Source organism: Actinospineispora acaciae DSM 45401, from assembly GCF_000620785.1.
GTDB lineage: Bacteria > Actinomycetota > Actinomycetes > Mycobacteriales > Pseudonocardiaceae > Pseudonocardia > Pseudonocardia acaciae.
In genome coordinates, this window is sequence record NZ_JIAI01000001.1 from 489,914 (window position 1) to 513,305 (window position 23,392).

The following is a 23,392-nucleotide window of genomic DNA, read 5'->3' on the forward strand; positions in this document are numbered from 1 at the left end:
TCCACGAGTACCACGTCAGGGGCGCCGCAACCATCGGTAGTCGAGTGACACTCGTCCGAGGGGCGTTAGACCGAGTGTCATCCGGGTACGCCTGCTCGGCGAGACAGGATCACCGAGCGGTTGGAGGCGCCATGACCAGTGCGGAACGGCCGGAGGCCGATCTTCTCGAGCAACAGCTGCCGATCGACGAGGCGGACGAGACAATCGCCACGTCCGACACCGAAGCCAACCCTGAAACCGACACCGAGGCGGATCCGGCCGATGCCGCGGAGCAGCGCCGCCCCGCCGGCACCGCCGGTGACGACGAGGACTATCCGCCGGGTTGACGCTCGGCTACTCGAAGCCGACGTTCTGCGCCTGCCACATCCACCGGGCCTTCTCCATGTCGCGGCCCAGCCCGATCAGCAGGTCCTCGGTGAGGGAGTCGACCGCGCCGGCCTGCTCGATGCGCGGGCGCAGCCGGCGTACCACCGTGTCCGTCGCCTCGAAGATCTTCTTGACGGCGTCCCGGTCGCTCACCCATCCGCTGGGGAACTCCGCCAGGCCCGACGACTTGGCGACCGTCGGCGCCCTGCCGTCCGGCGAGACCCCGATCGCCGCCGACCGCTCGGCCACCGCGTCCATGTACGACCTGGCCGTCTGCACCAGCTCGTCCAGGTGCAGGTGGACGTCGTGGAACTGCCTGCCCACCAGGTTCCAGTGCGCCTGCTTGGCCACCAGCGACAGGTCCACCAGGTCGACCAGGGTGTCCTGCAGGAGTGTTCCCGCCGTGTTGGTCGCCGCCTCCTCCACGGGACTCGTGATCGGCTGTGCCATGGCGTGCGCTCCTTCCGGTTCCCGACACCGGGATGGCGGTCATCCCGGCCCGCCGTGGGTATCCTGCCGCGCCCGCGCTAAACGAAGCCCGATCAGCACCAGATCGTTATAACACTCTGTGCGACCGGCCGGCGCCGGCACCGAAACGCGTCGGCTAGCCGTTCGGCGTGGACAGCCACTTGCGCAGCTCGGCGCCGTGCTCGTCGAGCTCGGGCGGTGGCAGCCGGTAGCGCGCCGGCGTCTCGGAGAACCGGATCGGATGCCGGGTGGTGGGGACCGCGCGCCCGGCCTCACCCACGGAGACCACCGGTTCCAGGCCGAACCGCTCGGCGAGCGCGAAGCCGCCGTCCACCGTGTTGATCGGCCCGCACGGCACCCCGACGCCGACCAGCGCGTCGAACCACTCGGCGGCGCCCCTGGTGGCCAGCCGCTCGGCCAGCAACGGGCGAAGCTCGGCGCGGTTCGCGGTGCGGTCGGCGTTGTGCAGGAACCGGGGGTCGTCGGCCAGCTCGGGCGCCCCGAGGACCCCGCACAGCGCGCGGAACTGGCCGTCGTTGGCGGCCGCGATGATGATGTCGCGGTCGGCGGTGGGCAGCGGCTCGTAGGGGTACACGCTGGGGTGCTCGTTGCCCATCCGGTAGGGCACCACCCCGCCGGCGACGTAGGCCGAACTCTGGTTCACCAGCCCGCTCAGCGCCGAGGACAGCAGGTTGACCTCGACGTGCTGGCCCTCGCCGGTCAGGTCGCGGTGCCGCAGGGCGGCCAGGATGCCGATCGCGGCGTGGTTGCCCGTGATCACGTCGATCACCGAGACGCCGGCCCGGTACGGCGGGCCGTCCGGCTCCCCGGTCAGGCTCATCAGGCCGGACAGCGCCTGGACCATCAGGTCGTAGCCGGGCACCCGCGCGCCGGGCCCGGCGCCGAACCCGCTGATGGACGCGTACACCACAGTGGGGTTGGCGGCACGCACGCTCAGGTAGTCCAGCCGGTACTTGGCCAGGCCGCCCGGCTTGAAGTTCTGGATCATGATGTCGGCGCGGCGGGCCAGCTCCCTGGCCAGCTCGGCGTCGCCCTCGTCGCGCAGGTCGAGCGCGATCGAGCGCTTCCCCCGGTTGATGCTCAGGTAGTAGGTCGCCACGCCGTCGCGGTCCGGGGGCGTCCAGGTCCGGGTCTCGTCGCCGTGCGGCCCCTCCACCTTCACCACGTCGGCGCCCAGGTCGGCCAGCAGCATGGTCGCGTACGGCCCGGCCAGCACCCGGGAGAAGTCGGCCACCAGCAGGCCCTCCAGCGGCCGTTGGCTGCCCGCCGGTGCCTCGTCCTCCGTCATCCGCGTCCGCCTTCCGTTCCGTCCCCGGGCACTGAGCCTTGTTATCTCAGTGTCCGTGAACGGGACGGGCGGCGCATCGGGACGGCCGGGCTCGGCGCCGTACCCCGTCCCCCCACATCCGGTGGTGCCTCACCGGTCGGGGTCCGGCGCCGAGGGCTCCTAGGACCGTGCCGGGATCGGGTTGTCGCCGGTCAGGTCGCGCCCGCTGGTCTCGGGGGCGAACTTGAGGGCGATCAGCGTGAGTACGACCATGGCCAGCACGTATCCGGACACGGCGAACGCGGTGTGGAACTTCTGGACCAGCGCGATGGAGATGATCGGGGCGATGCCGCCGCCCACGATGCCGGCGACCTGGTAGCCCATGGACGCACCGCTGTAGCGCAGCTTGGTGGAGAACAGCTCGGAGATGAACGCGGCCTGCGGCCCGTACATGGCCGCGTGCGTGACCAGCGCGACGATCGTGGCGAGCACGATGATGGCTGTGGACTTGGTGGCCAGCAGCGGGAAGAACGCGAACGCCCAGATGCCCGCGGAGATCGCCCCGGCCGCGTACACCGGGCGGCGGCCGTAGCGGTCGGACATGGCGCCGAAAAGCGGGATGAGCGCGAGCTGGCAGGCCGAGCCGATCAACACCGCGTTGAGCCCGACGCCTCGCGGCAGGCCCAGGTTGGAGGTGACGTAGACGATGATGTACGCGGTGAAGGTGTAGAACGCCACGTCGGTGCCGACGCGGGCCGCCATCGCCACGAGCAGGCCCCTGGGGTGCTTCTTGATGACCTCGAGCAGCGGCATCTGGGCCTTCTCACCCTTGTGCTCGATCTCGGCGAACAGCGGGCTCTCCGCGATCGTCATCCGGATCCACAGCCCGACCAGCACCAGCGCGCCGGAGATCAGGAACCCGATGCGCCACCCCCAGGACAGGAACGCCTGCTCCGACAACACCGCGTTGAGCAGCCCGAGCACGCCGGCGGAGAGCAGGTTGCCCATCGGCACCCCGATCTGCGGCCAACTGGCATTGAGACCGCGACGGTTGGGGTCGCCGTGCTCCATGGTCATCAGCACCGCGCCGCCCCACTCCCCACCCAGGCCGATGCCCTGCAGGAACCGCAGCGCCGTCAGCAGGATCGGCGCCCAGATCCCGATGCTGGCGTAGCCGGGCAGCAGGCCGATCAGGAACGTCGCCCCGCCCATCAGGATCAGCGTCACGACCAGCACCTGCTTGCGGCCCACCCGGTCGCCGAAGTGACCGAAGATGATCCCGCCCAGCGGCCGCGCGACGAACCCGACGGCCGCCGTGACGAACCCCAGCAGGATGCCGATCGCGGGGTCGAACTGGGGGAAGAACAGCTTGTTGAACACCAGCGCGGCCGCGGTCGCGTAGAGGAAGAAGTCGTACCACTCCAGCGACGTCCCGATCAGGCTGGCGACGATGACCTTGGTCGGGCTCCCGGACCGCTCGGGGGGTACCTGCTGGTTGTCCGTCATGGCTGCCTCTCTGGTTCTTCGGCGTTGAAGGGCTGGCGGTTCATGATCTGGGCACGGTGCGGGATGAACCGGACGCGCCGGCCGGGGCGGGCCTGCGCGGCCATGGGTAGGTCGTCCGGATGGACCACGGCGATCACGGGGTAGCCACCGGTGACCGGGTGGTCGGCGAGGAACAGGATCGGCTGGCCGGCCGGCGGCACCTGCAGCGCCCCTGTGACCGTAGCCTCCGGTGGCAGCTCGCGGGAGTCGCGGCGGCACAGTCGCGGCCCGGAAAGGCGCATGCCGATGCGGTTGCTCTCGGCGGTGACCTCGTAGCCCCCGGAGTCGTAGAGGGCGGCCAGCGCGCCGCGGGCGAACCAGTGTTCTCGGGGGCCCGGGACCACGCGGAGCACGGGGCGATCCGGGTAGGCCGGCTGCGGGGCCACGTCGACGCGCGGATAGTCCAGCGCCCGATCGCCGATGGGCAGCAGCGACCCCACCTCCAGCGGTGCGGGGCCGAGGCCGGCGAGCGTGTCGGTGGCCCGGGAGCCCAGCACCGGCGGCACGTCGATCCCGCCGCGCACCGCGAGGTAGCTGCGCATGCCGAGGCCGGCCGGCCCGACGTGCACCTCGTCGCCGGCGTGGACGTAGATCGGGGCGTACATTCCGGCCGCCCGCTCGGTGCCGGCGCGCCGCACCCGCAGCGGGCAGGGCGCCCCGGCGACGGCGACCAACGCCGCTCGGCCGAACCGCACCGCCAGCCCGCCGAAGGTGATCTCGACGGCGGCGTGCCGCTCGGGGTTGCCCACCAGGCGGTTCGCCAGCCGCAGGGCCGGGCGGTCGGCGGCCCCGGACTCCCCCACCCCGAGCTCGGCGAGCCCGGGGCGGCCGAGGTCCTGGATGGTGGCGGCCGGCCCGGTGGCCAGCACCTCGATGCACGGCGCGCTCACGGGTCGGCCACCTCGAACCGCACGGCGCTGCCCGGCACCAGCGTGGTGGGTGGGTAGCGCTCCAGGTCCCATACGGTCAGCTCGCTGGTGCCGATCAATCGCCAGCCGCCAGGGGACGACCGGGGATAGATGCCCGTGTACTCATCGGCCAGCGCCACCGAGCCGGGCGGCACCGCCGTGCGCGGGGTGGCCCGCCTGGGCAGGTGCAGGGCCGGGTCCAACCCGGTGATGTAGGCGAAGCCGGGGGCGAAACCGCAGAACGCGACCGTGTAGCGGGCCGCCGTGTGCCGGCGGATGACCTCGGCGCGGGTCAGCCCAGTGGCCGAGGCGACCTCGGTGAGGTCGGCGCCGTCGTACCGGACGGGTATCACGACCTCGGTCGGCGCCCGGTCGTCGACGGCGGCCATCGGCAGCGCGGCGAGGGTGTCGCGGACCCGGGCGAAGCTGGTGCGCCGCCGGTCGAAGCGGACCAGCAGGGTGCGGGCGGCGGGCACCAGTTCGAGCGTCCCCTCCGGCGGGGCGGCCCGCAGCGACGCGTGCAGCGCGAGGACCTGGTCGCGGTCGTCCACCTCGACCAGGGCGGCCTCGATACCGCACCGGAGAACGTCCATCTCTCGAACCTCGGTTGTGGTCGGCGTCACTGCGTGCGGGCCAGCGTAGCCTATTGTTGAACGATCCTCCAAGACTCCTGACGGCTCATTCTTTGAGGGATTGCTAGACTCATCCCCTCACATCGGGGGCAAGCGCCGGAGGAAGCGGTCATGACGTCGGACGGGCTGATGGCCGACCGTGCGCTTCTCGGCCGCACGAGCACCGCCGAGCGGGTGGCCGGCATCCTGCGCGCCCGGATCAGCGCCGGCTACTTCCGTCCGGGCGTACGGCTCGCCGAGGAGGAGATCACCGAGGCGCTAGGTGTCTCCCGCAATACGCTGCGCGAGGCGTTCCGGCTGCTCACGCACGAGCGGTTGCTGGTGCACGAGCTGAACCGGGGCATGTTCGTCCGGGTGCTCGACATGGATGACGTGATCGACGTGTACCGGGTGCGCAAGCTCGTCGAGTGCTCGGTGGTGCGCGGCATCACCGCCCGCCCGCCCGGGCTGGCCAGGATCGTCGACGCGGTGGAGCAGGGTCAGCTTGCGCTCGACCAGAAGGACTGGCGCGGACTGGGCACCGCGAACATTCTGTTCCACGAGGCGGTCGTGGCGCTGGCCGGCAGTGCCCGGATCGACGAGCTGATGCGTGCCGTACAGGCTGAGCTGCGGCTGGTCTTCCACGTGATGGAGAACCCGCGCTGGTTCCACGAGCCCTATCTGAACCGCAACCGGGAGATCGCCGCCGTCCTCGAGAAAGGTGACGGGGCGCAGGCGGAGAAGCTGTTGTACGCGTACCTCGACCACGCCGAGCGTCAGCTCGTGGAGGCCTACGGGCAACGCCGCGCCGAGCACCTCGGCTGAGGTTTAGCGGCCGACCGCCCAGCGGCCGGTGAAGTTCGGCTCGGTCTTGTCCAGGAAGGCCCGGAACGCGGCGGGCGCGTCCTCGGTGGCGAAGTTGATCGACTGGGCGCGGGCCTCGGAGGCCAGCGCGTCGCGCATCGTCCGGTCCACGTTCTCCTGCAGCAGGGCCTTGCTCTGCGCCACCGCGATCGGCGGCGCGGCGGCCAGCCGGGTGGCCAGGTCGGTGACGAACGGGTCGATCTCGCCCGGCTCGACCACCCAGGTCACCAGGCCCAGCGAGCGCGCCTCCTCGGCGCCGATCATCTCCGCGAGCAGCGCCAGCCGCTTGGCCTGCTGCATCCCGACCAGCCTGGGCAGCAGCCAGGACCCGCCGAAGTCCAGCGACAGCCCGCGCTTGGCGAAGATCTGGGAGAACCGCGCATCCGGGGTGGCCACCACCAGGTCGCAGCCGAGCGCGAGGTTCCAGCCGGCCCCGACCGCGACGCCGGACACCTTGGCCACCGACGGCTTGGGCAGCTCGTGCAGCAGCAGCGCCACCTCGTTGATGCCGTGCATCCTCGGCAGCGGGTGGCCGTCGCGGCCGCTGGACAGGTCGGCGCCGGCGCTGAAGTCACCGCCCGCGCCCGTGACCACCAGCGCCCGGACCTCCGGGTCCCTGCCCGCCTCGGCGAGCGCGGTGCGCAGCGCGTCCCAGGTCTCGGGGTCGATGGCGTTCTTGCGGTGCGGCCGGTTGATCGTCAGGGTCAGCACCCCGGCGGCCTTGTCGTGGTCCGAGAGCAGCACGGAGTCGGTCATGACCCTCCTATAGGCCCAGCAGGTCGGCGAGCCGGGCGCGGTGTTGCGCCGGGGCGCCCAGCAGCAGCTCCGAGCCCTTGGCGCGCTTGTAGTACAGGTGCGCGTCGTGCTCCCAGGTATAGCCGATGCCGCCGTGGTACTGCACCATCCCGGTGGCCACCTCGAAGTACGCCGGGCCGATGTAGCTCTGGGCCAGCGCGGCGGCCAGCGGCAGCTCGGCCCGGTCGTGGTCGGCGGCCCACGCGGCGTAGCGCAGCACCGAGACGGCGTGCTCCCACGCGCTGTACATGTCCGCGATGCCGTGCTTCACCGCCTGGTACGAGCCGATCGGGCGGCCGAACTGCACGCGGACCTTGGCGTAGTCGGCGGTCAGCTCCATGGCCCGCTCCAGGCCGCCCACCTGCTCGGCGGCCAGCGCCACGGCGGCCAGGTCGCGCACCAGCTCCAGCGCGGCGGCCGGGTCGGCGCTGGCCAGCGGCCGGGCGGGGGTCGCGGCGAACGTGAGCTTGGCCAGCCGGCGGGTGGGGTCCAGGCCGTCCAGCGTGGTGCGGGTCAGGCCGGTGGGCTCGCGCACGGCGAACCAGCCCGGTCCGTCCTCGGTGCGCGCGTAGACGAGCAGCAGGTCGGCCACGTCGCCGGCCAACACGAACGTCTTGGTGCCGGTCAGCTCCCAGTGCGCGTCGCGGCGGGTCGCGGTGGTGGCTCCGCCGGTGGCGTCCCACGGGCCGGGCGCCTCGGCCACGGCGAGCGCGCCGATCGTCTCCCCGGACGCCAGGCCCGGCAGCAGCTCGGCCCGCGCGGCGTCGTCGTCCAGCGCGAGCAGGGCGTCGACCGCGAGCACGGCGGAGCCGAGGAACGGCGAGGGCACCAGCGCCCGGCCCAGCTCCTCGGCCACCACGGCCCGCTCCACGTGGCCGGCGCCGGAGCCGCCGAGCTCCTCGGGCACCACCAGCCCGAGCACGCCCAGCTCCCCCGCCAGCCGTGACCACAGCGCGCGGTCGTACCCCTCCCCCGAGGCCATCGCGGCGCGGACCTTCTCCGGCGGTGACTGGTCGGCGAGGAACTTACGGGTGGCGGAGCGCAGCTCCTGCTGCTCCGAGCTCAGGACGAGCCGCATGGGGATTCTCCTCGGTACTGTCAGACCCGCTGGGTGCCGACCTTGAGCTCGCGGAACGGGACGTCCCTGTCGACCTGCGGCTCCTTCGGCAGGCCCAGGATCCGCTCGCCGATGATGCCGCGCTGGATCTCGTTGGTGCCGCCGGCGATGCCGGAGGCGGGCGCGGACTTGATCCCGTACGCCAGCTCGGCGGCCTGCTTGTCGTCGGGGTCCCAGGCCACCGCGCCGGCGCCGGCCAGCAGCCCGGCCGTCTCGGTGGCCCGGCGCAGCAGCAGCGCGCCGGCCAGCTTGGCCACCGAGCCGCGCGCGCCCGGCGGGTGGCCGGCGGCGGCCTCCTGGCGCATCCGCGCGTTGAGCAGCTCCAGCGCGCGCTCGTGCGCGTACAGGTCGGCGAGCCGGTCGCGGGCCAGCGGGTCGCGGTCGGCGCCGGTGCGGCGGGCCAGCTTGACCAGCGCGGCGAACTCCAGCGGGCCGCTGCGCGGTCCCCGGGAGCCGCCGATGGACACCCGCTCGTGGCTGAGCATGGTGACCGCCGCCTGCCAGCCCCGGTTCACCTCGCCGATCACCCCGTCGGCCGGGATGCGCACGTCGTCGAAGTACACCTCGTTGAACGGCGCCCGCCCGGACATGTCGCGCAGCGGCCGGACCGTCACGCCCGGCGCGTGCATGTCCACGATGAGCATGGTGATCCCGGCGTGCTTCGGGCGGTCCGGGTCGGTGCGGGCGAGCAGCGCGCCGAAGTCGGCCCACTGGGCGTTCGTGGTCCACACCTTCTGCCCGTTGACCACCCAGGCGTCGCCGTCGCGCACCGCGCGGGTCTGCAGGCTGGCCACGTCCGAGCCGGCGCCGGGCTCGGAGAACAGCTGGCACCAGATCTCCTCGCCGCTGAGCATCGGGCGCAGGTAGCGCTGCTTCTGCGCGGGTGTGCCCAGGTCGATCAGGGTGGGGCCGCACATGCCCAGGCCGATCATGAACGGGTAGCTGGGCAGCTCGAACTCGGCGGCCTCCTCGCCGAAGATCTGCTGCTCGGCCGTGCCGAGGCCCTGGCCGCCGACCTCCTTCGGCCAGGTGATGCCCGCGTAGCCGGCCTCGTAGAGCGCGGCCTGGAACTCGTGGGCCACCCGCAGCTGCTCGGCGGGTTCCAGCCCGGCGGCCGGTGCCGGCGCGTTCGCCCGCAGCCAGGTCCGAGCGGCGTCGCGGTACTCCTGTCCGGTCATGGGGCGAACTTACCGATCAATCGTTAAGTTCACAATGCGGGGTCGGGCCGTCGGCGCCCGGTCATATGCTGGCCCGGTGAGCACGGCGCGAGCGGACCGCGCGAACGGCTCGGCGCACGTTCCGCGTGGCGCCGGCCGGGCGGCGATCACGGCGGCGGCCAGGGAGGTCTTCGCCGAGCGCGGCTACCACGGCGCGTCGATCCGGGACATCGCCAAGGTCGCCGGGCTGAGCCTGTCCGCGCTCTACCACTGGCACTCCAGCAAGCAGGACCTGCTGGCGGAGCTGATCCAGGAGAGCACCAACGACTACTTCCGGGCCTGCGAGCGCGAGCTCGGCGAGGCCGGGGACGACCCGGCCGAGCGGTTGGGCGCCATGGTCAGGGCGGCCGTGGAGTACCGGGTGCGGCGGCGGGTGGAGAGCAACATCGCCGCCAGGGAGTGGCGCAACCTGGAGCCGGCCCACCAGGAGCGGCTGGACGGGCTGCGCCGCTCGGCGACCCGGCTGTGGGCCGAGGTGATCGACGACGGGGTGGCGCGCGGCGCGTTCGGCTGCCCGCACCCCGCCGACGCCCGCCGCGCGATCCAGGCGGCGTGCAACGCGATCGCGCAGTGGTACGACCCTGCGGGTGAGGTGGACCTGCCGGAGCTGGTGCGGCGCTACACGGGCATTGCGATGCGGATCGTGGAGTGCCCCGCTACGCCCAGTCGCGCACCTGCTCCAGGTCGGCCAGCGGGTTCTCCCCGATCGGCCTGACGTTCAGGATGGTGACGCCGGCCTCCTTGTAGGCGGCGATCCGCTCCTTGACGTAGCCCGCCGGCCCGATCAGGGAGGTGCGCTCGACCAGCTCGGCCGGCACCGCCGCGGCGGCCTCCTCCTTGCGGCCGGACAGGTAGAGGTCCTGGATGTGGCGGGCCTGGTCGGCGTAGCCGTAGCGGCAGACCAGGTTGTTGTAGAAGTTGCGGTTCCGCGCGCCCATGCCGCCGATGTAGAGGGCCAGGCTCGGGCGGGCCAGCTCGCGCAGCGCTGTGACGTCCTCGCCGATGGCCAGCGAGGCGCCGGCGGTCACCTCCAGCGGGCCGAGGTCCTCGGAGCGCTTCGCCTTTCCCCTGGCCAGCGACTCGCCCCAGACCTCGGCCGCCTTGTCCGGGACGAAGATGGTCGGGATCCAGCCGTTCGCCACCTCGGCGGTGAGCGCCACGTTGGCGTCCCCCAGCGCCGCGACGAAGATCGGGATGTCCGGGCGGGGCGGGTGGTTGATCAGCTTGAGCGGCTTGCCGAGGCCGGTGCCTTTGTCCTCGGGCAGCGGGATCGGGTACAGCCCGTCGTTGACCAGCCGCTCGCGGCGCCACACCCGGCGACAGATGTCGATGATCTCGCGGGTGCGCGCCACCGGCCGGTCGTAGGGCACCGCGTGCCAGCCCTCGATGACCTGCGGCCCGGAGGCGCCGAGGCCGAGGATCGCCCGGCCGCCGGAGAGGTGGTCCAGCCCGGCGGCGGTCTGGGCGATCAGCGCGGGGGTGCGCGAGTACAGCGGCAGGATCGCCGAGCCGATGAGCACCCGCTCGGTGCGCGCGGCCAGGTAGCCCATCAGGGTCGGGGCGTCGTAGCCGTAGGCCTCGGCGACCCACACCACGTCCAGCCCGGCCCGTTCCCAGGACCTGATCCGCTCGACGCTCTCCAGCACGTTGCCCGCGTAGTGCACCATCGAGCCCAGCCTCATGCCTGTCTCCCTTTGTGGTCAGCCGATACCGCCGATACCGAGGTCACGCAGTGCGTCCCGGGCCGCGTGCACCAGCGCTTCGGCCTGCTCGCCGCGCTGGCGCGCCTGGTCGAGATAGCCGTCGTCGCCCATCACGCCGGCCAGGTAGCGGGCGTGCACGCCGGCCATGATGCAGGCCGAGCGCCAGCGGGCGAACGCGACGAAGTACGGCAGGTTGGACACGTCCCGGCCGGACGTCTTGGCGTAGCGGGCGACCAGCTCGTCCTGGCTCGGGAAGCCGGGCGCGGCGCTCGGACCCGGTGTGGTCGGGCCGGGGCCGGCGTCGGGGAGCTGCCAGGTGGCGACCAGCCAGCCCAGGTCGGCCAGCGGGTCGCCGGTGGTGGCCAGCTCCCAGTCGAACACCGCGCGCACCCGCCCGTCCGGGCCGAAGGCCATGTTCCCCGGGCGGAAGTCGCCGTGCACGATGCCGTCGCCCTGCGCGGGCACCCTGGCGGCGAGCAGGTCGTGCACCTCGTCGAGCAGGTCGAGGTTGGCGGCCCCGGAGCGGTGCACCTGCCGATGCCAGCGGTAGAGCTGGCGTTCCACATAGCCGCGCGAGCGCACCAGGTCGCCCAGCCCGACCTCGACCGGGTCCACCTCGTGCAGCCTGATCAGCACGTCCACCACGTCGCGGCCGGCGCACGGGCGCGCGCTCGGGGCCAGGCGCAGGCCGGCGTCCAGGTCCGCGAGCACGAGCCCGTCGACGAACTCCATGACGTAGAACTCCGCGCCGGTCACCGCCGGGTCGGCGCAGTACGCCAGCGGTTGGGGCACCGGCACCGCGGTCGGGGCCAGCGCGGACAGGAACCGCCACTCGCGGCCCATGTCGTGGGCGGTGGACAGCACCCCGCCGGTGGGCGGGCGGCGCAGCGCGAAGGCGGCGCCGGCGGCGTCCTCGACCCGGTAGGTCAGGTTGGAGCGGCCGCCGGCGACCAGCGTGAACGTGACGGGCGCGACCAGCCCGGGGACGTTGGCGGCCAGCCAGTCGGTGACCGGCGCGCGCTCGATGCCGGCTTCAGCGCCCGACATAGTGCGGTGCCCGTTTCTCCAGGAAGGACCGGACGCCCTCGCGGTGGTCCTCGGTCGCGAACAGCTCGCCGAGCCGGGCGCTCACCCAGGTCCCCAGGTCGGACCAGTCGGGGTCCAGGGCGCGGCGCAGGCCGGCCTTGAGCGCGGCCACCGCGAGCGGCGGGTTGGACGCGATCCGCTCCGCCAGCTCCAGCGCGGTCGGGAGCAGCCGGTCGTCGTCCACCACCCGCCCGACCAGGCCGATCCGCTCGGCCCGCTCGGCGCCGATCACCTCCCCGGTGAACAGCAGCTCGGCGGCCCGCTCCCGCCCGACGAGCTGGGCCAGGCGCGCGAGGCCGGCCACGTCGCTGCACAACCCGCGCTTGACGAACAGCTCGCCGAAGCGCGCCGAGCGGGCGGCCACGCGGAGGTCGGCCATGAGCGCGAGCTCCATCCCCCAGCCCACCGCGGGCCCGTTCACCGCGGCGATCACCGGGACGTCGGTCTCCAGCAGTGCGGCGGCGGCCGGGGTGAGCCGGGGCTCTTCCGGGGATGCCATCTCGCGCACGTCGTCGCCGGAGCAGAACGAGCGGCCGGCCCCGGTGATCACCAGGACCCGGGCGGCGGTGGCCCTGACCAGGTCGGTCAGCTCGCGGTAGGTCTGGGCGCGCAGCGCGTTGTGCACCTCCGGCCGGTTCAGCGTCACGATCCCGACATGGCCCCGGGGCTGGTAGGTGACGTCACGCGCCATCGGGTCTCCCCTCGGTGAGCTCGGTGCGCAGGTCCTTTTTGAGTACCTTGCCGGACTGGGTGCGGGGAAGCGGCTCGGTTCGAAAGATTACGTGGTCGGGCACCTTGAAGGCGGCCAGTCGTTCGGCGACGTGGCGGCGCAGTTCGTCGGCGGTGGCGTGGTTCTCGGCTACCACCACCGCGACCGCGCGCTCGCCGTAGTCCGCGTCGGGCACGCCGAGCACCGCCACGTCGGCGACCGCCGGGTGTTCGAACAGCGCGGCCTCCACCTCGGTGCAGTAGATGTTCTCGCCGCCCCGGATCACCACGTCCTTGAGCCGGTCCACCACGTAGAGCCAGCCGTCCTGGACCCGGCCCAGGTCGCCGCTGTGGAACCAGCCGTCGGTGAACGCCTCCTCGGTGGCCGCCGGGTTGTTCCAGTAGCCGCGCACCACGTTCGGCCCCCGGAACCACAGCTCGCCGACCTCGCCGTCGGGCAGGTCCGCGCCGGTCGCCGGGTCGACCACCCGCACGTCCGCGCCCGGCACGCAGCGCCCGACGCTGTCCGGCCTCGCGACGTAGTCCGCGCCGGTGTTGGTCGCGACGGCCGAGGTGGTCTCGGTGAGCCCGTACCCGTTGCCCGGCGCGACCAGCGAGCCGAACTCGGCGTCGATGCGTCCGATCAGGTCCGGCGGGATCGAGGTGCCGCCCATGCCGATGGTGGCCAGGCTGTCCAGCCCGCCGCCGTCCGCCACGAGCTGGCGCATGAGCGTGGGCACGCCGGAGGCGGTGGTCAGCCGTTCGCGGCGGATCAGCTCGCGGGCCTGTTCGAGGTCCCATTTGTAGAGCGTGGCCAGCCTGGCGCCGAGCGCGGTGGTCACGCACAGGGCGTTGATCCCGGCGATGTGGAAGAACGGGAACGTGCACAGGGTGCCGGGCCTCGGCGCGTCCGGGTCGGGCGGCGGTGGCGGCGTGCCGCCGTTTGCGAAGATCGCGCTGACCGTCGCGCCGAGCACCATGTTGCGTGTGTTGGTGCAGTGGTTGCGGTGGGTGCCGATCGCGCCCTTGGGGCGGCCGGTGGTGCCCGAGGTGTAGAGGATCGTCGCGTCGTCGTCGGGCGCCACCGTGACGTCCGGTTCACCCGCGTCCGCATGCGTGGCGAGCGAGTCGACCAGCTCGTCCCAGCCGCGCACCCCGGGCGCCGGCCGCCCGGCGCCCCTGACCTCGACCAGCGGGATCCGTCCCAGCTCGTCGCGGCGCGGGGCGAGCAGGGCGGTGCGCTCGGCGTCCGCGACCAGCAGCCGCGCCCCGGAGTCGGTGAGGGCATAGCACAGCTCCGGGGCGCTCCACCAGGCGTTCAGCGGCACCACCACCAGCCCGGCGAGCTGGGCGGCCCAGAACACCGGCGCCCACTCCGGGTAGTTGCGCATGCTCACCGCCACCCGGTCGCCGTGGCTCAGTCCGTACTCGTCGAGCAGGCAGCGGGCCAGCTCGGACGCCAGCCGCAGGTGCTCGGCGAAGCTCCGGCGTTCGTCCTGGTAGATCAGGAAGTCGTGGTCGCCGAACGCGGTCGTGTTCAGCACCAGCTCGCGCAGCGTCTGCGGCCCCCGGGTGTAGACGCGCATGGGCACGCCGCCGACCTCGCGCTCGGCCACCTCGAACTCCTGGCCGGGCGCGGTGAGCCGGGCGGTCAGCTCGGCCCTTGACCCGGCCGCGCTCACGCCCGGAACGCCAGGTCGATGCCCGGGCCGTCCCACTCGGTGACGTAGAGCCGCCCGAGCCCGGACGAGGTGATGTACGCGGTGTTCGAGTCGGCGCCGGCGAAGCAGATGTTCGTCACGAACGGGTCCGGCTCGGGCACCGGGACCTGCCGCTCCAGGGTGCCGTCCGGGGCGAGCACGCTCACCGCCCCGGTGACCAGCGTCGCCACGCAGACGTTGCCGGCGCCGTCCACCGCGAGCGAGTCGAGCGGCTGGTAGCCGGCGAACCCGTGCAGCAGCCCGGCGCCGCCCGGGCCGATCGGCCGCTCCGGCGGTTCCAGCCGCCCCGGGCCTGTCACGTCCCAGTACCAGACCCGCCCCGGCCCGGTCTCCGCGACATAGAGCCTGGTTCCGTCCGGGGAGAGCCCGACGCCGTTGGGCTGGGTGAGCGGGTGCACCACCTCGGTGATCGAGCCGCCGTCCGGGGTGGCGTAGTAGAGCGCGCCGGTGTCGACGTCGCGGCGGCGGGTCTTGCCGAGGTCGGTGAACCAGAATCCGCCGTCGGCGTCGAACACGATGTCGTTCGGGCCGCGCAGCCGGCGCCCGTCGCAGTGCGTGTACAGCTCGGTGGCGGCGCCGGCGTCCGGGCCGTCCAGCACGACCCGCTGGATGGAGCCGCCCCGGTAGTCGGCCGGCTGGTAGTGCGGGGTGTTGATGCCGTTCACGTCGGTGAACTCGAAGCCGCCGCTGTTGCACACGTAGGCCGCGCCGTCCGGCCCGATCGCCGCCCCGTTCGGACCGCCGCCCAGGTCCGCGACCACGTCCACCCGCCCGTCCGGCCACACCCGCGACAGCGTGCCCCGGCCGATCTCCACCAGCAGCACGGTGCCGTCGCGCATCGCGATCGGCCCCTCCGGGAAGTTCAGCCCGCGCGCGATCTCGCGCAGCGGCGCGGTGGTCGACGGGGTCAGATCGGCGTTGATCATGAGTTCGGCCTTTCGTCGACTCTCAGTCGGTGGATGCGGCCACCATGTCCAGGGCCAGGTGTTGGTAGCGGCGCACCATCTCCTCCGGGCTCGCCGGCCCGGACGGGGAGAACCAGCTGGCCACGCCCGTGCACATCACCACGATCGCCCGCGCCGCCTCCAGCGGGAGCGCGGTGTGGAACGCCCCGCGCTCCACCCCGTCCACCACCACGTGGTCGAACAGCCGCTGCTGGGCCACCCGCTTGGCGACGTGCCGGGTGCGCACCGGCTCCTCGAGGGCGCGCAGCTCGCTGGTGCCCAGCAGGGTCCCGCGCTGGTCCTCCAGGTGGAACAGGATGTGCACCTCGACGAGCGCGCGCAGCCGGTCACACGGGTCGTCGCCGGCGGCGGCCAGCGCGGCCTGGGTGCGCGCGAGCAGGGCCTCGATGCCCCGTTCCATGATCGTTGCGAGCACCTCCTGCTTGGAGGCGAAGTGGTGGTACAGGGCGGCGGGGCTGAGGCCGGCCCTGACCGCGATGTCGCGCACCGAGGTGCCGTGGTAGCCGTGCTCGGCCATCACCGCGATGGTCGCTTCGATGATGACGGCGTCGCCGGGCGGGCCGTCCGCCGCGCGGCCGCGCGGGCGAGCCCGCTCGGGGTCGGTCACGTTGATCACGATGGGCTCCCGGTCTTCGTCTTCGCGGGTCCGGCGAACCCGAACAGGTATCCGGCCACCCTGCGCATCTGGACCTCCTCGGAACCTTCGGTGATCCGGTATCGGCGGTGGTGGCGGTAGATGTGCTCGAACGGCGTGTGCCGGGTGTAGCCCAGGCCGCCGTGCACCTGCATCGCCCGGTCGGCCGCGTCGCACACCAGCCGGTTCGCCCGGTAGTTGCACATCGAGACCTTGTCGCTGATCCGCATGTGTGGCACCCGGTCCAGCTCCCATGCCGTCTTGCGCACCAACCCGCGCACCAGCTCCGCCTCCGTGTGCAGCTCGACCAGCGGCCACTGGATGGCCTGGCGGGTGGCCAGCGGCTGCCCGAACGTGACGCGCTCGCGGGCATAGGCGACGCTGCGGTCGATACAGTACTGTGCCGCCCCCACCCCGGAAGCGGCCTGCCTGATCCGGTTCTCGTGGACGAACGTCTGGGCCACCGCCAGCCCCCCGCCCACCTCGCCGAACACCGACTCCCCCGGCACCCGCACCTCGCGCAGGGTGACCTCGGCGTGGTCGGTCGGCATGTTGAGCGTCCACCAGTGGAAGTCGACGGAGAACCCCGGGGTGTTGGTGGGGACGATGAACGCGGTGATGCCGCGCGCGTCGCCTGGGTCGCCGGAGGTGCGGGCGAAGATCACGTCGTGGGTGGCGGAGTGCATCCCCGAGTTGAAACGTTTCATGCCGGTGAGGAGCCAGTCGCCGCCGTCGGGGGTCGCGGTGGTCTCCATCCAGGTGGCGTCGCTGCCGTGGTCGGGCTCGGTGAGGCCGAACCCGATGCGCGCCCTGCGGGTGATCATCGGTTCCATCAGCTCGGCGCGTTGTGCCGGGCTGCCGAACTCCAGGAGCATGTGCACGAACGGGAAGTTGCCCACCACCGAGGACTCGTTCTGCAGGTCGTTGTGGAGTCCGAGCCCGCGATGCGCCAGGTGCTCGCGGATCACCGCCATGTCGACGTTCGAGCCGCCCGCGCCGCCGACCTCCTTGGGCAGTCCGTAGCGCAGCCAGCCGGCCCGGTCGGCGCGGCGGAACATCTCGCCGAGCAGCTCCTCCCACTCCCGCCGTGGCGTGCCGCCGGCCTCGAAGTCGGTGCGCGCCCATTCCCGCCGGTGGTCGAAGAACCGTTCGTTGTCATCCTGGCGCTGGAGCGGGACGATCTCGCGCTCGATGAACTCGTCGAGGCCGGCGAGACGGCGGCGAAGCTCTTCGGGCAGCTCGAAGTCCACGGTGCCTCCCCTAAACGATCGTTCGGCAAGGATGGCACCGGTCTGGTCGCGGCGAAAGTTGGGAGCGCGGCGCTCGTTTCGTGGCGACCGTGCGGTTTCGTGACGTTGGGTAGCCGTCCTTGGGCGGTCGGGGGGTTCGGGTGGTATCTAAACAAGATCATCAGGTCACCAGGGTTGTTATAGCAGTAGAAAATCAACCGTGACGGCCTGATGATCACGAGTCGGCCGCATCCTAGGCGGCAGACACCACTACGCACGGTGACGGAACGCCGTGGCGGGCAGTCTAGGGGTGGCCAGAATGACGGGCGAACCCACTATCGGACCAGTCCCGCGGATGCTCAGGGCGCCAACCGGTCGCTCTCAGGCCCAGCAGGCTGAGGTGCGGTCGCGTACGAGGCTTGGCTGCTGACTCCCTATTGGCAGCGGCACACGGCTGCCGCTTTCGGTGTCGCTATCGCCCGGTTGCGGAACGCGGTGTCATCGGCGCGGGCGCAGCGCCGTCGGATACGTGTCAAGGAGGAGGTGGAGGACGAATCAGTGCGGAGGCGTGACTTCCTTACGATTGCCAGCATTACGGCTTGGCCGTTTACGAGCCTGGTCGAGTTTGCGAACGATCGCGGCCTCAAGATTGGCCATGATGACGTGGCTCAGCTATCGCGAAGGACGGCCGCCTTCGCAGGCTGGACAACTATATGGCGGCTCCGACAGGTATCAGCTCTACCGCGAAGAGATGTCACGGACGACGGAGATCCTCACTACCTGGAAAGCCTGACGGCAGCCGAAGAAGCGCACGACCCGGTCCTGGCCGGGAACGCGCTCTCGTCTCTTTCCTACCAGATGCCGGCGAACACGCGGATGGGTGCGGACGCGGCCAGCGTCCCGGAGGTGGCTGATCTCCGGGAAAGGATCTCATCCCAATCCTAGCTCGTAGCAGGTTGAGTGCTTGCATCGAGCCACCGCAGGTAGGGTGCCGCTCCGGCGACCAGAGCTGTCGCGCTCACTTCGGGGTTGTCCCACACGTGTTCGGCTATCAGGTGCCTCTCCAACTCCTCGTACCGAGCAGTTGACGTCTTGAGCAGTACCTGCCATTCCTCGCCCTCGCCCTGCTCGCCGAGGTGCCAGAAGAATGACGTCACCGGACCGAAGACCTGGGCCGACGCGGCCAGGCGAAGCTTGACCGCCGAGCCGGCCAGCCGGGACGCGGTCTCACGATCAGGCGCGACTGTGGACACCAGCAGGAAGTCAGCCATACGCGAAGACTAGGCGGGGGCTCCCCTAACCACGCCCAGACTCGCTACTCAGCCGGTTTCTGGTCCGGGACGCCGTTGGGGGGTGGGGCGGTGGGTTGTTGGGCGAGGTCGGTGATGGGTGCGGCGCCGTTGTCGGTCACCCTGACCGGGGTGATCGGGTCGGCGGCGGTGCCTCGGATCCTGGTCACCATCGTCCCGCTCATGCCGGCGTGGGAGTCCGGGGTGAACCGGTACGGCGCCAACGCCGGGCCGCGCAGCCCGGTTCCGATCTTCTCCAGCGCGGCGACCAGGCCTTTCCGGGTCGGGTTCGGCCCGGCCGCGAGCAGCACCTGCACGAACGAGTAGGCCTGCGCCATGCCGTAGATCTTGAACGAGCTCAGCTCGCCGCCGCTGCCGTGCGCCGCCCAGACCTTGCGCCAGAGCTGGACCCACGGGCTGTTCGCGTCGTACGGGGCGTGCAGGTACTGCGTCGTCAGCACGCCGTCGAGCATGGTCGAACCGCTCACCTGGCCCTGCGACAACCGCGCCAGCAGCCCTCCGACCAGCGGCGGGTCCGAGCCGATGCTGCTGTACGCCCACTTCGGCTTGTAGTTCAGCCGCAGCGCCGCGAGCTGGCTCAGCGCGGTGTAGGACGGCACGTTGAAACCGATCACGAAGTCCGCGCCGGCGGCCTGCAGCTCGGCGACCTGCGGGGCGATGTCGGTGTTGCCGGGGGTGTAGCGCACGGCGGAGACGATCTGGCGGTCCAGGTAGCGGCGGGCGCCGGCCTCGGCGTCGCGGCCGAGGTCGTCGTTCTGCAGGAACAGGCCGACCTTCGCGGTCGGGAAGGTCTGCGCCACGTACTGGGAGAGGATCTTCGCCTCGACCTCGTAGTCGGGCTGCCAGCCGAAGGTCATCGGGTTGCGCTTGGGCTGGTTCCACAGCAGCGAACCGGACGAGACGAACACGTCGGGGACGCCCTCGCCGTTGAGGAAGTCGAGCACCGCGCCGTGGGTCGGCGTCCCGAGGCCTCCGAGCATCGCGAACACCTGGTCCTTGAGCACCAGCTCGTTGACCACCTGGGTGGTGTTCGTCGGGATGTAGCCGTCGTCCTTGTAGATGTAGTCGATCTTGCGTCCGTTCACCCCGCCGGCGGCGTTGACGAAGTCGAAGTAGGCCTTGGCCCCGACCGGGATCTCGCTGTAGCCGGGCGCGGCCACCCCGGTCAGCGGGTAGTGCGCGCCGATCTTGACGGCGGTGGGGGTCACGCCGACGTCCGAGGATGCACCGCCGCCGCCGGAGGGCCGGCCGCCCGCGCCGCAGCCGGCCAGCAGCAGGGCCGCCACCACGGCGACCACGAGACGTCTGGTCATCGCGTCTTCCTCCTGCCTGTGAAGCGGCGGACGTATCCCATGGCTCCCCGCGGGGCCAGCAGCATCACGGTGATCAACACAGCGCCGTACGCGAACGGGGCGAGCTGCGCGGCCTGCACGTCGGACAGGCCGGCGCCGGTGCCCAGGTTGGTGACCAGCGGCGGCAGGAACACCAGCAGCGCGCTGCCGAGCACCGCCCCGGTCAGGCTGCCCAGCCCGCCGACCACCACGGCGGTGAGCAGGGACAGCGACAGCACGATGGTGAAACCGCTGGGCGCTGCCAGCCGCACCACCATGGCCAGCACCGCACCGGCCAGGCCCGCGCACACCGCGCTGATCACGAACGCGAGCACCCGCACCGGCCCGAGCCGGATGCCGGCCAGCTCGGCCGCCGCCTCGTGGTCGCGGGCCGCGCGCCACACCCGGCCGAACCGCCCGGCGGCCAGGTTGGCCAGCAGCACCAGCACCACGATCAGGGTGAGCGCGCCGACGTAGGCCAGCCACTTCGCCGAGGACGTGTCGTTCGCGGACAGGAAGTAGATCGCGTCGGAGAACCACTCCGGAGCCCGAGGCGCGTCGATCCGCATGCCCTGCTCGCCGCCGAGCACACCGTCGAAGTAGATCGCCAGCCCGGGCAGCGCGACGGCCAGCGCCAGGGTCGCGCCCGCCAGGTACGGCCCGTGCAACCGGGCCGCCGCCGCGCCCACCACCAGCCCGACCACCCCGGCCGACGCCGCCGAGGCCAGCATGGCCAGCGGAAACGGCGCCCCGACGGCCAGCAGCAGGCCGGTCGTGTAGCCGCCGACGGCCATCAGCGCGCCGTGGCCCAGCGAGATCTGGCCGTTCAGGCCGGTCAGCACGGTGAGCCCGGCGGCGGCGATCGCGTAGTAGGCCAGGGTGGCGAACTGCGAGTTCTGGTACGGGCCGGTCAGCTCCAGCACCAGCACCGTCGCGATGAGGCCGGCCAGCGCGAGCATCAGGTGCCTGGCCAGGGTGCCCGCCGGCAGCCGGGGCCGCCGGCGGCGACGGCCGGACGACGACACACCCGCCTCCTCAGGGGCGGCCCGCGCGGTGCCGGTGGCCGTCATCAGACCCTCCTCGCCTCGGCCGTCCCGAACAGCCCGCGCGGCCTGACCAGCAGCACCGCGACCAGGATGCCCAGCGCGGCCAGCGCCACCAGCTCGGCGCCGAGGTAGCCGCTGACGTAGGACAGCGCCAGCCCGATGGCCATCCCGCCCACCACCGCGCCGGCCGGGCTGTCCAGCCCGCCGAGCACCGCCGCGACGAAGCCGTAGACGATCAGGCTGTCCAGAAACGCCGGATAGACCAGGTTGCCGCCCGCGATGAGCAGCCCGGACAGCGAGCCGACCAGCGCCGCCAGCGCCCAGCCGAGGGTGAGCATCCGGCCCACCGGGATCCCCAGCAGCCGGGAGACCTCCGCGTTGAACGCCGACGCCCGCATCCGCAGCCCGACGTCGGTGAACCGGAACAGCGCCACCAGACCGGCCAGCACCAGCAGCACCGCGCCGATCACGAACAGGCTGTTCGGCGTGATCGCCAGGTTCAGTCCGCCCGCGGTGAAGCCGGCCAGCCCGAACGGCGCCGGGAACGAGCGGAACTCCGCGCCGAACAGGATCGCGGCCAGCGCCTGCAGCGAGATGAAGATGCCCAGCGTGACGATCACCGCTGTCAGCTCCGGCCCGCCCTCCACCGGCCGGACCAACACCCGCTCCAGCACCGCGCCGAGGACCATGCCGGCGCCCAGCGCCACCGCCAGGCCCAGCCAGTACGAATGGCCGGCGTCCACCACCGTCAACGCCAGGTACGTGGTGAACATGGCCATCGAGCCCTGCGCGAAGTTGACCACCCGCGTCGAGCGGAAGATCAGCACCAGGGCCAGCGCGAACGCCGCGTACACCGCGCCCTGGCTGATGCCGCTCAGGGTCAGGTTGAGGAACTGCTGCACGTCTGCACCTCCGGTCGCGGCATCAGAAACCCAGGTACGCGTGGCGCAGCGCGGCATCGCCGGCCAGGGCGCGCGCGTCGTCCACCGCGACCACCCGGCCCAGGTTCAGCACCACCCCCAGGTCGGCCACGGACAGCGCGCCGCGCGCGTTCTGCTCGACCAGCAGCACGGTGAGCGCCTCGGACTCGACCAGGTCGCGCAGCAGGCCGAAGATCTGGGCGACCACCCGGGGCGCCAGCCCCAGCGAGGGCTCGTCGAGCAGCAGCACCGCCGGCCGGGTGAGCAGGGCGCGGCCGATCACCAGCATCTGGCGTTCCCCGCCGGACAGGGTGTGCGCCTCCTTGCCGCGCCGCTGCGCCAACGGCGGGAACAGCGTGTAGATCCGTTCGAGAGACTGGCCGGCGCCCCGGCGCGCGCCCAGCATGGCGCCGAGGCGCAGGTTCTCCGCCACGGTCAGCTCGGTGATCACTCCCCGGCCCTCGGGCACGTGCGAGATGCCGGCCCGCGCGATCCGCTCCGCGCCCGCCCCGGTGAGGTCGGTCCCGTCCAGGCTGACCGTCCCGGCGCGCGGGCGGACCAGCCCGGACACCGCGCGCAGCAGCGTGGTCTTGCCGGCCCCGTTGGCGCCGAGCACGGCGGTGATCCGGCCGGCGCGGGCGGGCACCGACACCTCGTGCAGCGCGGTCACCGGGCCGTAGCCGGCGGTCAGCCCGTCGATCGCGAGGTGCCCGGCGCTAGCCATGCTCGGCCTCCTCGCCGAGGTAGGCGTCCGCGACCGCCGGGTTGTCGCGGATGTCGGCCGGCTCGCCGCTGGCCACCACCCGCCCGAAGTCCAGCACGGTGATCCGGTCGCAGACGTCCATGACCAGGTCCATGTGGTGCTCGACCAGCACGATCGACATCCGCCCGGTGAGCCGGCGGATCAGCTCGCCCAGCTCGGTCATCTCGTCGGCGCCCAGCCCGCTGGCCGGCTCGTCGAGCAGCAGCAGCTCCGGCTCGGCCGCCAGCGCCCTGGCCAGCGCCACCCGCTTGCGCACCGGGTAGGGCAGGCTCGCGGGCGGCCGGTCGGCCACCTCGTCGACGCCCAGCTCGGCCAGCGCCGCCCGCGCCCGCTCGGCCAGCGCCCGCTGGTCGGCGTCCGCGCGCGGCAGCCCGAACAGCGCCGACACGAACCCGGTGCGGCGGTGCCGATCGGCGCCGACCATGACGTTCTCCGCCACGGTCAGCCCGGCGAACAGACCGACGCCCTGCAGGGTCCTGGCGATGCCCACCCCGGCCAGATGGTGCGGCCGCAGCCGGCGCAGCGGGGCCCCGCGCCAGCTCAGCTCGCCGGCGTCCGGGCGCTGGAAGCCGCAGCAGACGTTGAGCAGGGTGGTCTTGCCGGCGCCGTTCGGGCCGATCACGCCGTGCACCTCGCCCGGCCGGACTTCCAGCGACACCCGGTCCAGCGCGACCAACCCGCCGAACCGCACGCTCACCTCGGACGCGGCGAACCCGGCCGGTGCGAGCGAGGGTGCGGTCACGGGCGGCCTCCGGCAACGTCGGTGTCGCCCCCGGAGACGGCGTCGTCCCCGGGCT

General features: G+C 72.4%; 24 protein-coding genes. 3 read left to right on the forward strand and 21 right to left on the reverse strand.

The window, feature by feature from the left end; translation table 11 throughout:
• Positions 1-131: 131 nt before the first annotated feature.
• Positions 132-326 (forward strand): hypothetical protein, encoded by a 195-nt coding sequence (locus N912_RS49015; RefSeq protein ID WP_037062672.1) that lies wholly within the window; start codon positions 132-134, stop codon positions 324-326.
• 7 nt (positions 327-333) lie between these two features.
• Here N912_RS49015 and N912_RS0102440 read toward each other — a convergent pair whose 3' ends face one another.
• The 5 genes from N912_RS0102440 to N912_RS0102460 all read right to left on the reverse strand — a co-directional run bounded on the left by N912_RS0102440 (position 334) and on the right by N912_RS0102460 (position 5,168).
• Positions 334-816, reverse strand: a complete 483-nt coding sequence (locus tag N912_RS0102440) for a Dps family protein (RefSeq protein WP_028921169.1) — start codon at positions 814-816, stop codon at positions 334-336.
• A 154-nt stretch (positions 817-970) separates the two neighbouring features.
• Positions 971-2,143: a CaiB/BaiF CoA transferase family protein gene (locus N912_RS0102445; RefSeq protein ID WP_051579472.1), complete on the reverse strand. Its 1,173-nt coding sequence runs from the start codon at positions 2,141-2,143 to the stop codon at positions 971-973.
• A 159-nt stretch (positions 2,144-2,302) separates the two neighbouring features.
• Complete coding sequence (locus N912_RS0102450; RefSeq protein ID WP_028921171.1) at positions 2,303-3,628, reverse strand: MFS transporter; 1,326 nt, start codon at positions 3,626-3,628, stop codon at positions 2,303-2,305.
• Positions 3,625-4,557 carry a 5-oxoprolinase subunit C family protein gene (locus N912_RS49020; protein WP_245645157.1) on the reverse strand — a complete coding sequence of 311 codons (933 nt, stop codon included), beginning with the start codon at positions 4,555-4,557 and terminating at the stop codon, positions 3,625-3,627. Before N912_RS49020 ends, N912_RS0102450 begins: the two co-directional genes overlap by 4 nt.
• Positions 4,554-5,168, reverse strand: coding sequence for a 5-oxoprolinase subunit B family protein (locus N912_RS0102460; protein ID WP_028921172.1), 615 nt, complete (start codon positions 5,166-5,168; stop codon positions 4,554-4,556). The genes N912_RS49020 and N912_RS0102460 overlap by 4 nt, the downstream gene beginning before the upstream one ends.
• Before the next feature lie 150 nt (positions 5,169-5,318).
• Between N912_RS0102460 and N912_RS0102465 the strand changes: the two genes are divergently transcribed.
• A complete protein-coding gene (locus N912_RS0102465; RefSeq protein ID WP_028921173.1) occupies positions 5,319-6,011 on the forward strand; it encodes a GntR family transcriptional regulator in 693 nt (230 codons plus the stop codon).
• 3 nt (positions 6,012-6,014) lie between these two features.
• On the opposite strand, the gene N912_RS0102470 is transcribed toward N912_RS0102465, so the two are convergent.
• The 3 genes from N912_RS0102470 to N912_RS0102480 are packed head-to-tail and all read right to left on the reverse strand — an operon-like array spanning position 6,015 to position 9,140.
• On the reverse strand, positions 6,015-6,806 hold the full coding sequence (locus N912_RS0102470; RefSeq protein WP_028921174.1) for an enoyl-CoA hydratase/isomerase family protein: 792 nt from the start codon (positions 6,804-6,806) through the stop codon (positions 6,015-6,017).
• Positions 6,807-6,813: 7 nt separating this feature from the next.
• On the reverse strand, positions 6,814-7,923 hold the full coding sequence (locus N912_RS0102475) for an acyl-CoA dehydrogenase family protein (RefSeq protein ID WP_028921175.1): 1,110 nt from the start codon (positions 7,921-7,923) through the stop codon (positions 6,814-6,816).
• 20 nt (positions 7,924-7,943) lie between these two features.
• Positions 7,944-9,140, reverse strand: coding sequence for an acyl-CoA dehydrogenase family protein (locus N912_RS0102480; RefSeq protein WP_028921176.1), 1,197 nt, complete (start codon positions 9,138-9,140; stop codon positions 7,944-7,946).
• Between the two features lie 76 nt (positions 9,141-9,216).
• Between N912_RS0102480 and N912_RS49025 the strand changes: the two genes are divergently transcribed.
• Positions 9,217-9,894: a TetR/AcrR family transcriptional regulator gene (locus N912_RS49025; RefSeq protein WP_245645158.1), complete on the forward strand. Its 678-nt coding sequence runs from the start codon at positions 9,217-9,219 to the stop codon at positions 9,892-9,894.
• Here the strand turns inward: N912_RS49025 and N912_RS0102490 are convergent.
• The 13 genes from N912_RS0102490 to N912_RS0102550 all read right to left on the reverse strand — a co-directional run bounded on the left by N912_RS0102490 (position 9,836) and on the right by N912_RS0102550 (position 23,337).
• A complete protein-coding gene (locus N912_RS0102490; RefSeq protein WP_028921177.1) occupies positions 9,836-10,861 on the reverse strand; it encodes an LLM class F420-dependent oxidoreductase in 1,026 nt (341 codons plus the stop codon). The genes N912_RS49025 and N912_RS0102490 overlap by 59 nt on opposite strands.
• An 18-nt stretch (positions 10,862-10,879) precedes the next feature.
• Complete coding sequence (locus tag N912_RS0102495; protein WP_037062675.1) at positions 10,880-11,929, reverse strand: phosphotransferase family protein; 1,050 nt, start codon at positions 11,927-11,929, stop codon at positions 10,880-10,882.
• Complete coding sequence (locus N912_RS0102500) at positions 11,916-12,659, reverse strand: enoyl-CoA hydratase/isomerase family protein (RefSeq protein WP_028921179.1); 744 nt, start codon at positions 12,657-12,659, stop codon at positions 11,916-11,918. The genes N912_RS0102495 and N912_RS0102500 overlap by 14 nt, the downstream gene beginning before the upstream one ends.
• Entirely contained in the window at positions 12,649-14,358 is a 1,710-nt protein-coding gene (locus tag N912_RS0102505; RefSeq protein WP_028921180.1) for a class I adenylate-forming enzyme family protein, read from the reverse strand. The genes N912_RS0102500 and N912_RS0102505 overlap by 11 nt, the downstream gene beginning before the upstream one ends.
• The gene (locus tag N912_RS0102510) at positions 14,355-15,323 is read right to left on the reverse strand and encodes an SMP-30/gluconolactonase/LRE family protein (protein WP_245645159.1); all 969 of its coding nucleotides are present in this window, start codon (positions 15,321-15,323) and stop codon (positions 14,355-14,357) included. Before N912_RS0102510 ends, N912_RS0102505 begins: the two co-directional genes overlap by 4 nt.
• A gap of 22 nt (positions 15,324-15,345) precedes the next feature.
• Positions 15,346-15,978, reverse strand: a complete 633-nt coding sequence (locus N912_RS49030; RefSeq protein WP_211261110.1) for a TetR/AcrR family transcriptional regulator — start codon at positions 15,976-15,978, stop codon at positions 15,346-15,348.
• Positions 15,975-17,246, reverse strand: a complete 1,272-nt coding sequence (locus N912_RS0102520) for an acyl-CoA dehydrogenase family protein (protein WP_028921182.1) — start codon at positions 17,244-17,246, stop codon at positions 15,975-15,977. Before N912_RS0102520 ends, N912_RS49030 begins: the two co-directional genes overlap by 4 nt.
• Positions 17,247-18,166: 920 nt before the next feature.
• Positions 18,167-18,496: a divalent-cation tolerance protein CutA gene (gene cutA / locus N912_RS0102525; RefSeq protein ID WP_028921183.1), complete on the reverse strand. Its 330-nt coding sequence runs from the start codon at positions 18,494-18,496 to the stop codon at positions 18,167-18,169.
• 44 nt (positions 18,497-18,540) lie between these two features.
• Positions 18,541-19,848: an ABC transporter substrate-binding protein gene (locus N912_RS0102530; RefSeq protein ID WP_028921184.1), complete on the reverse strand. Its 1,308-nt coding sequence runs from the start codon at positions 19,846-19,848 to the stop codon at positions 18,541-18,543.
• The gene (locus N912_RS0102535; protein ID WP_245645219.1) at positions 19,845-20,825 is read right to left on the reverse strand and encodes a branched-chain amino acid ABC transporter permease; all 981 of its coding nucleotides are present in this window, start codon (positions 20,823-20,825) and stop codon (positions 19,845-19,847) included. Before N912_RS0102535 ends, N912_RS0102530 begins: the two co-directional genes overlap by 4 nt.
• Before the next feature lie 110 nt (positions 20,826-20,935).
• The gene (locus N912_RS0102540; protein ID WP_028921186.1) at positions 20,936-21,814 is read right to left on the reverse strand and encodes a branched-chain amino acid ABC transporter permease; all 879 of its coding nucleotides are present in this window, start codon (positions 21,812-21,814) and stop codon (positions 20,936-20,938) included.
• Between the two features lie 22 nt (positions 21,815-21,836).
• Entirely contained in the window at positions 21,837-22,556 is a 720-nt protein-coding gene (locus N912_RS0102545) for an ABC transporter ATP-binding protein (protein ID WP_028921187.1), read from the reverse strand.
• On the reverse strand, positions 22,549-23,337 hold the full coding sequence (locus N912_RS0102550) for an ABC transporter ATP-binding protein (protein WP_028921188.1): 789 nt from the start codon (positions 23,335-23,337) through the stop codon (positions 22,549-22,551). Before N912_RS0102550 ends, N912_RS0102545 begins: the two co-directional genes overlap by 8 nt.
• Between the last annotated feature and the right edge of the window lie 55 nt (positions 23,338-23,392).

Coding starts and splice junctions, on each gene's coding strand:
- N912_RS0102495 (WP_037062675.1), bottom strand. CDS start 11,929: ATGTCGGGCGCTGAAGCCGGCATCGAGCGCGCGCCGGTCACCGACTGG.
- N912_RS0102445 (WP_051579472.1), bottom strand. CDS start 2,143: ATGACGGAGGACGAGGCACCGGCGGGCAGCCAACGGCCGCTGGAGGGC.
- N912_RS0102470 (WP_028921174.1), bottom strand. CDS start 6,806: ATGACCGACTCCGTGCTGCTCTCGGACCACGACAAGGCCGCCGGGGTG.
- cutA (WP_028921183.1), bottom strand. CDS start 18,496: ATGGCTGACTTCCTGCTGGTGTCCACAGTCGCGCCTGATCGTGAGACC.
- N912_RS0102500 (WP_028921179.1), bottom strand. CDS start 12,659: ATGGCGCGTGACGTCACCTACCAGCCCCGGGGCCATGTCGGGATCGTG.
- N912_RS49015 (WP_037062672.1), top strand. CDS start 132: ATGACCAGTGCGGAACGGCCGGAGGCCGATCTTCTCGAGCAACAGCTG.
- N912_RS0102535 (WP_245645219.1), bottom strand. CDS start 20,825: ATGCTCGCGCTGGCCGGCCTCATCGCGACGGTGCTGGTGCTGGAGCTG.
- N912_RS0102510 (WP_245645159.1), bottom strand. CDS start 15,323: ATGATCAACGCCGATCTGACCCCGTCGACCACCGCGCCGCTGCGCGAG.
- N912_RS0102460 (WP_028921172.1), bottom strand. CDS start 5,168: ATGGACGTTCTCCGGTGCGGTATCGAGGCCGCCCTGGTCGAGGTGGAC.
- N912_RS0102545 (WP_028921187.1), bottom strand. CDS start 22,556: ATGGCTAGCGCCGGGCACCTCGCGATCGACGGGCTGACCGCCGGCTAC.
- N912_RS0102440 (WP_028921169.1), bottom strand. CDS start 816: ATGGCACAGCCGATCACGAGTCCCGTGGAGGAGGCGGCGACCAACACG.
- N912_RS0102490 (WP_028921177.1), bottom strand. CDS start 10,861: ATGAGGCTGGGCTCGATGGTGCACTACGCGGGCAACGTGCTGGAGAGC.
- N912_RS0102450 (WP_028921171.1), bottom strand. CDS start 3,628: ATGACGGACAACCAGCAGGTACCCCCCGAGCGGTCCGGGAGCCCGACC.
- N912_RS0102475 (WP_028921175.1), bottom strand. CDS start 7,923: ATGCGGCTCGTCCTGAGCTCGGAGCAGCAGGAGCTGCGCTCCGCCACC.
- N912_RS0102465 (WP_028921173.1), top strand. CDS start 5,319: ATGACGTCGGACGGGCTGATGGCCGACCGTGCGCTTCTCGGCCGCACG.
- N912_RS0102530 (WP_028921184.1), bottom strand. CDS start 19,848: ATGACCAGACGTCTCGTGGTCGCCGTGGTGGCGGCCCTGCTGCTGGCC.
- N912_RS0102480 (WP_028921176.1), bottom strand. CDS start 9,140: ATGACCGGACAGGAGTACCGCGACGCCGCTCGGACCTGGCTGCGGGCG.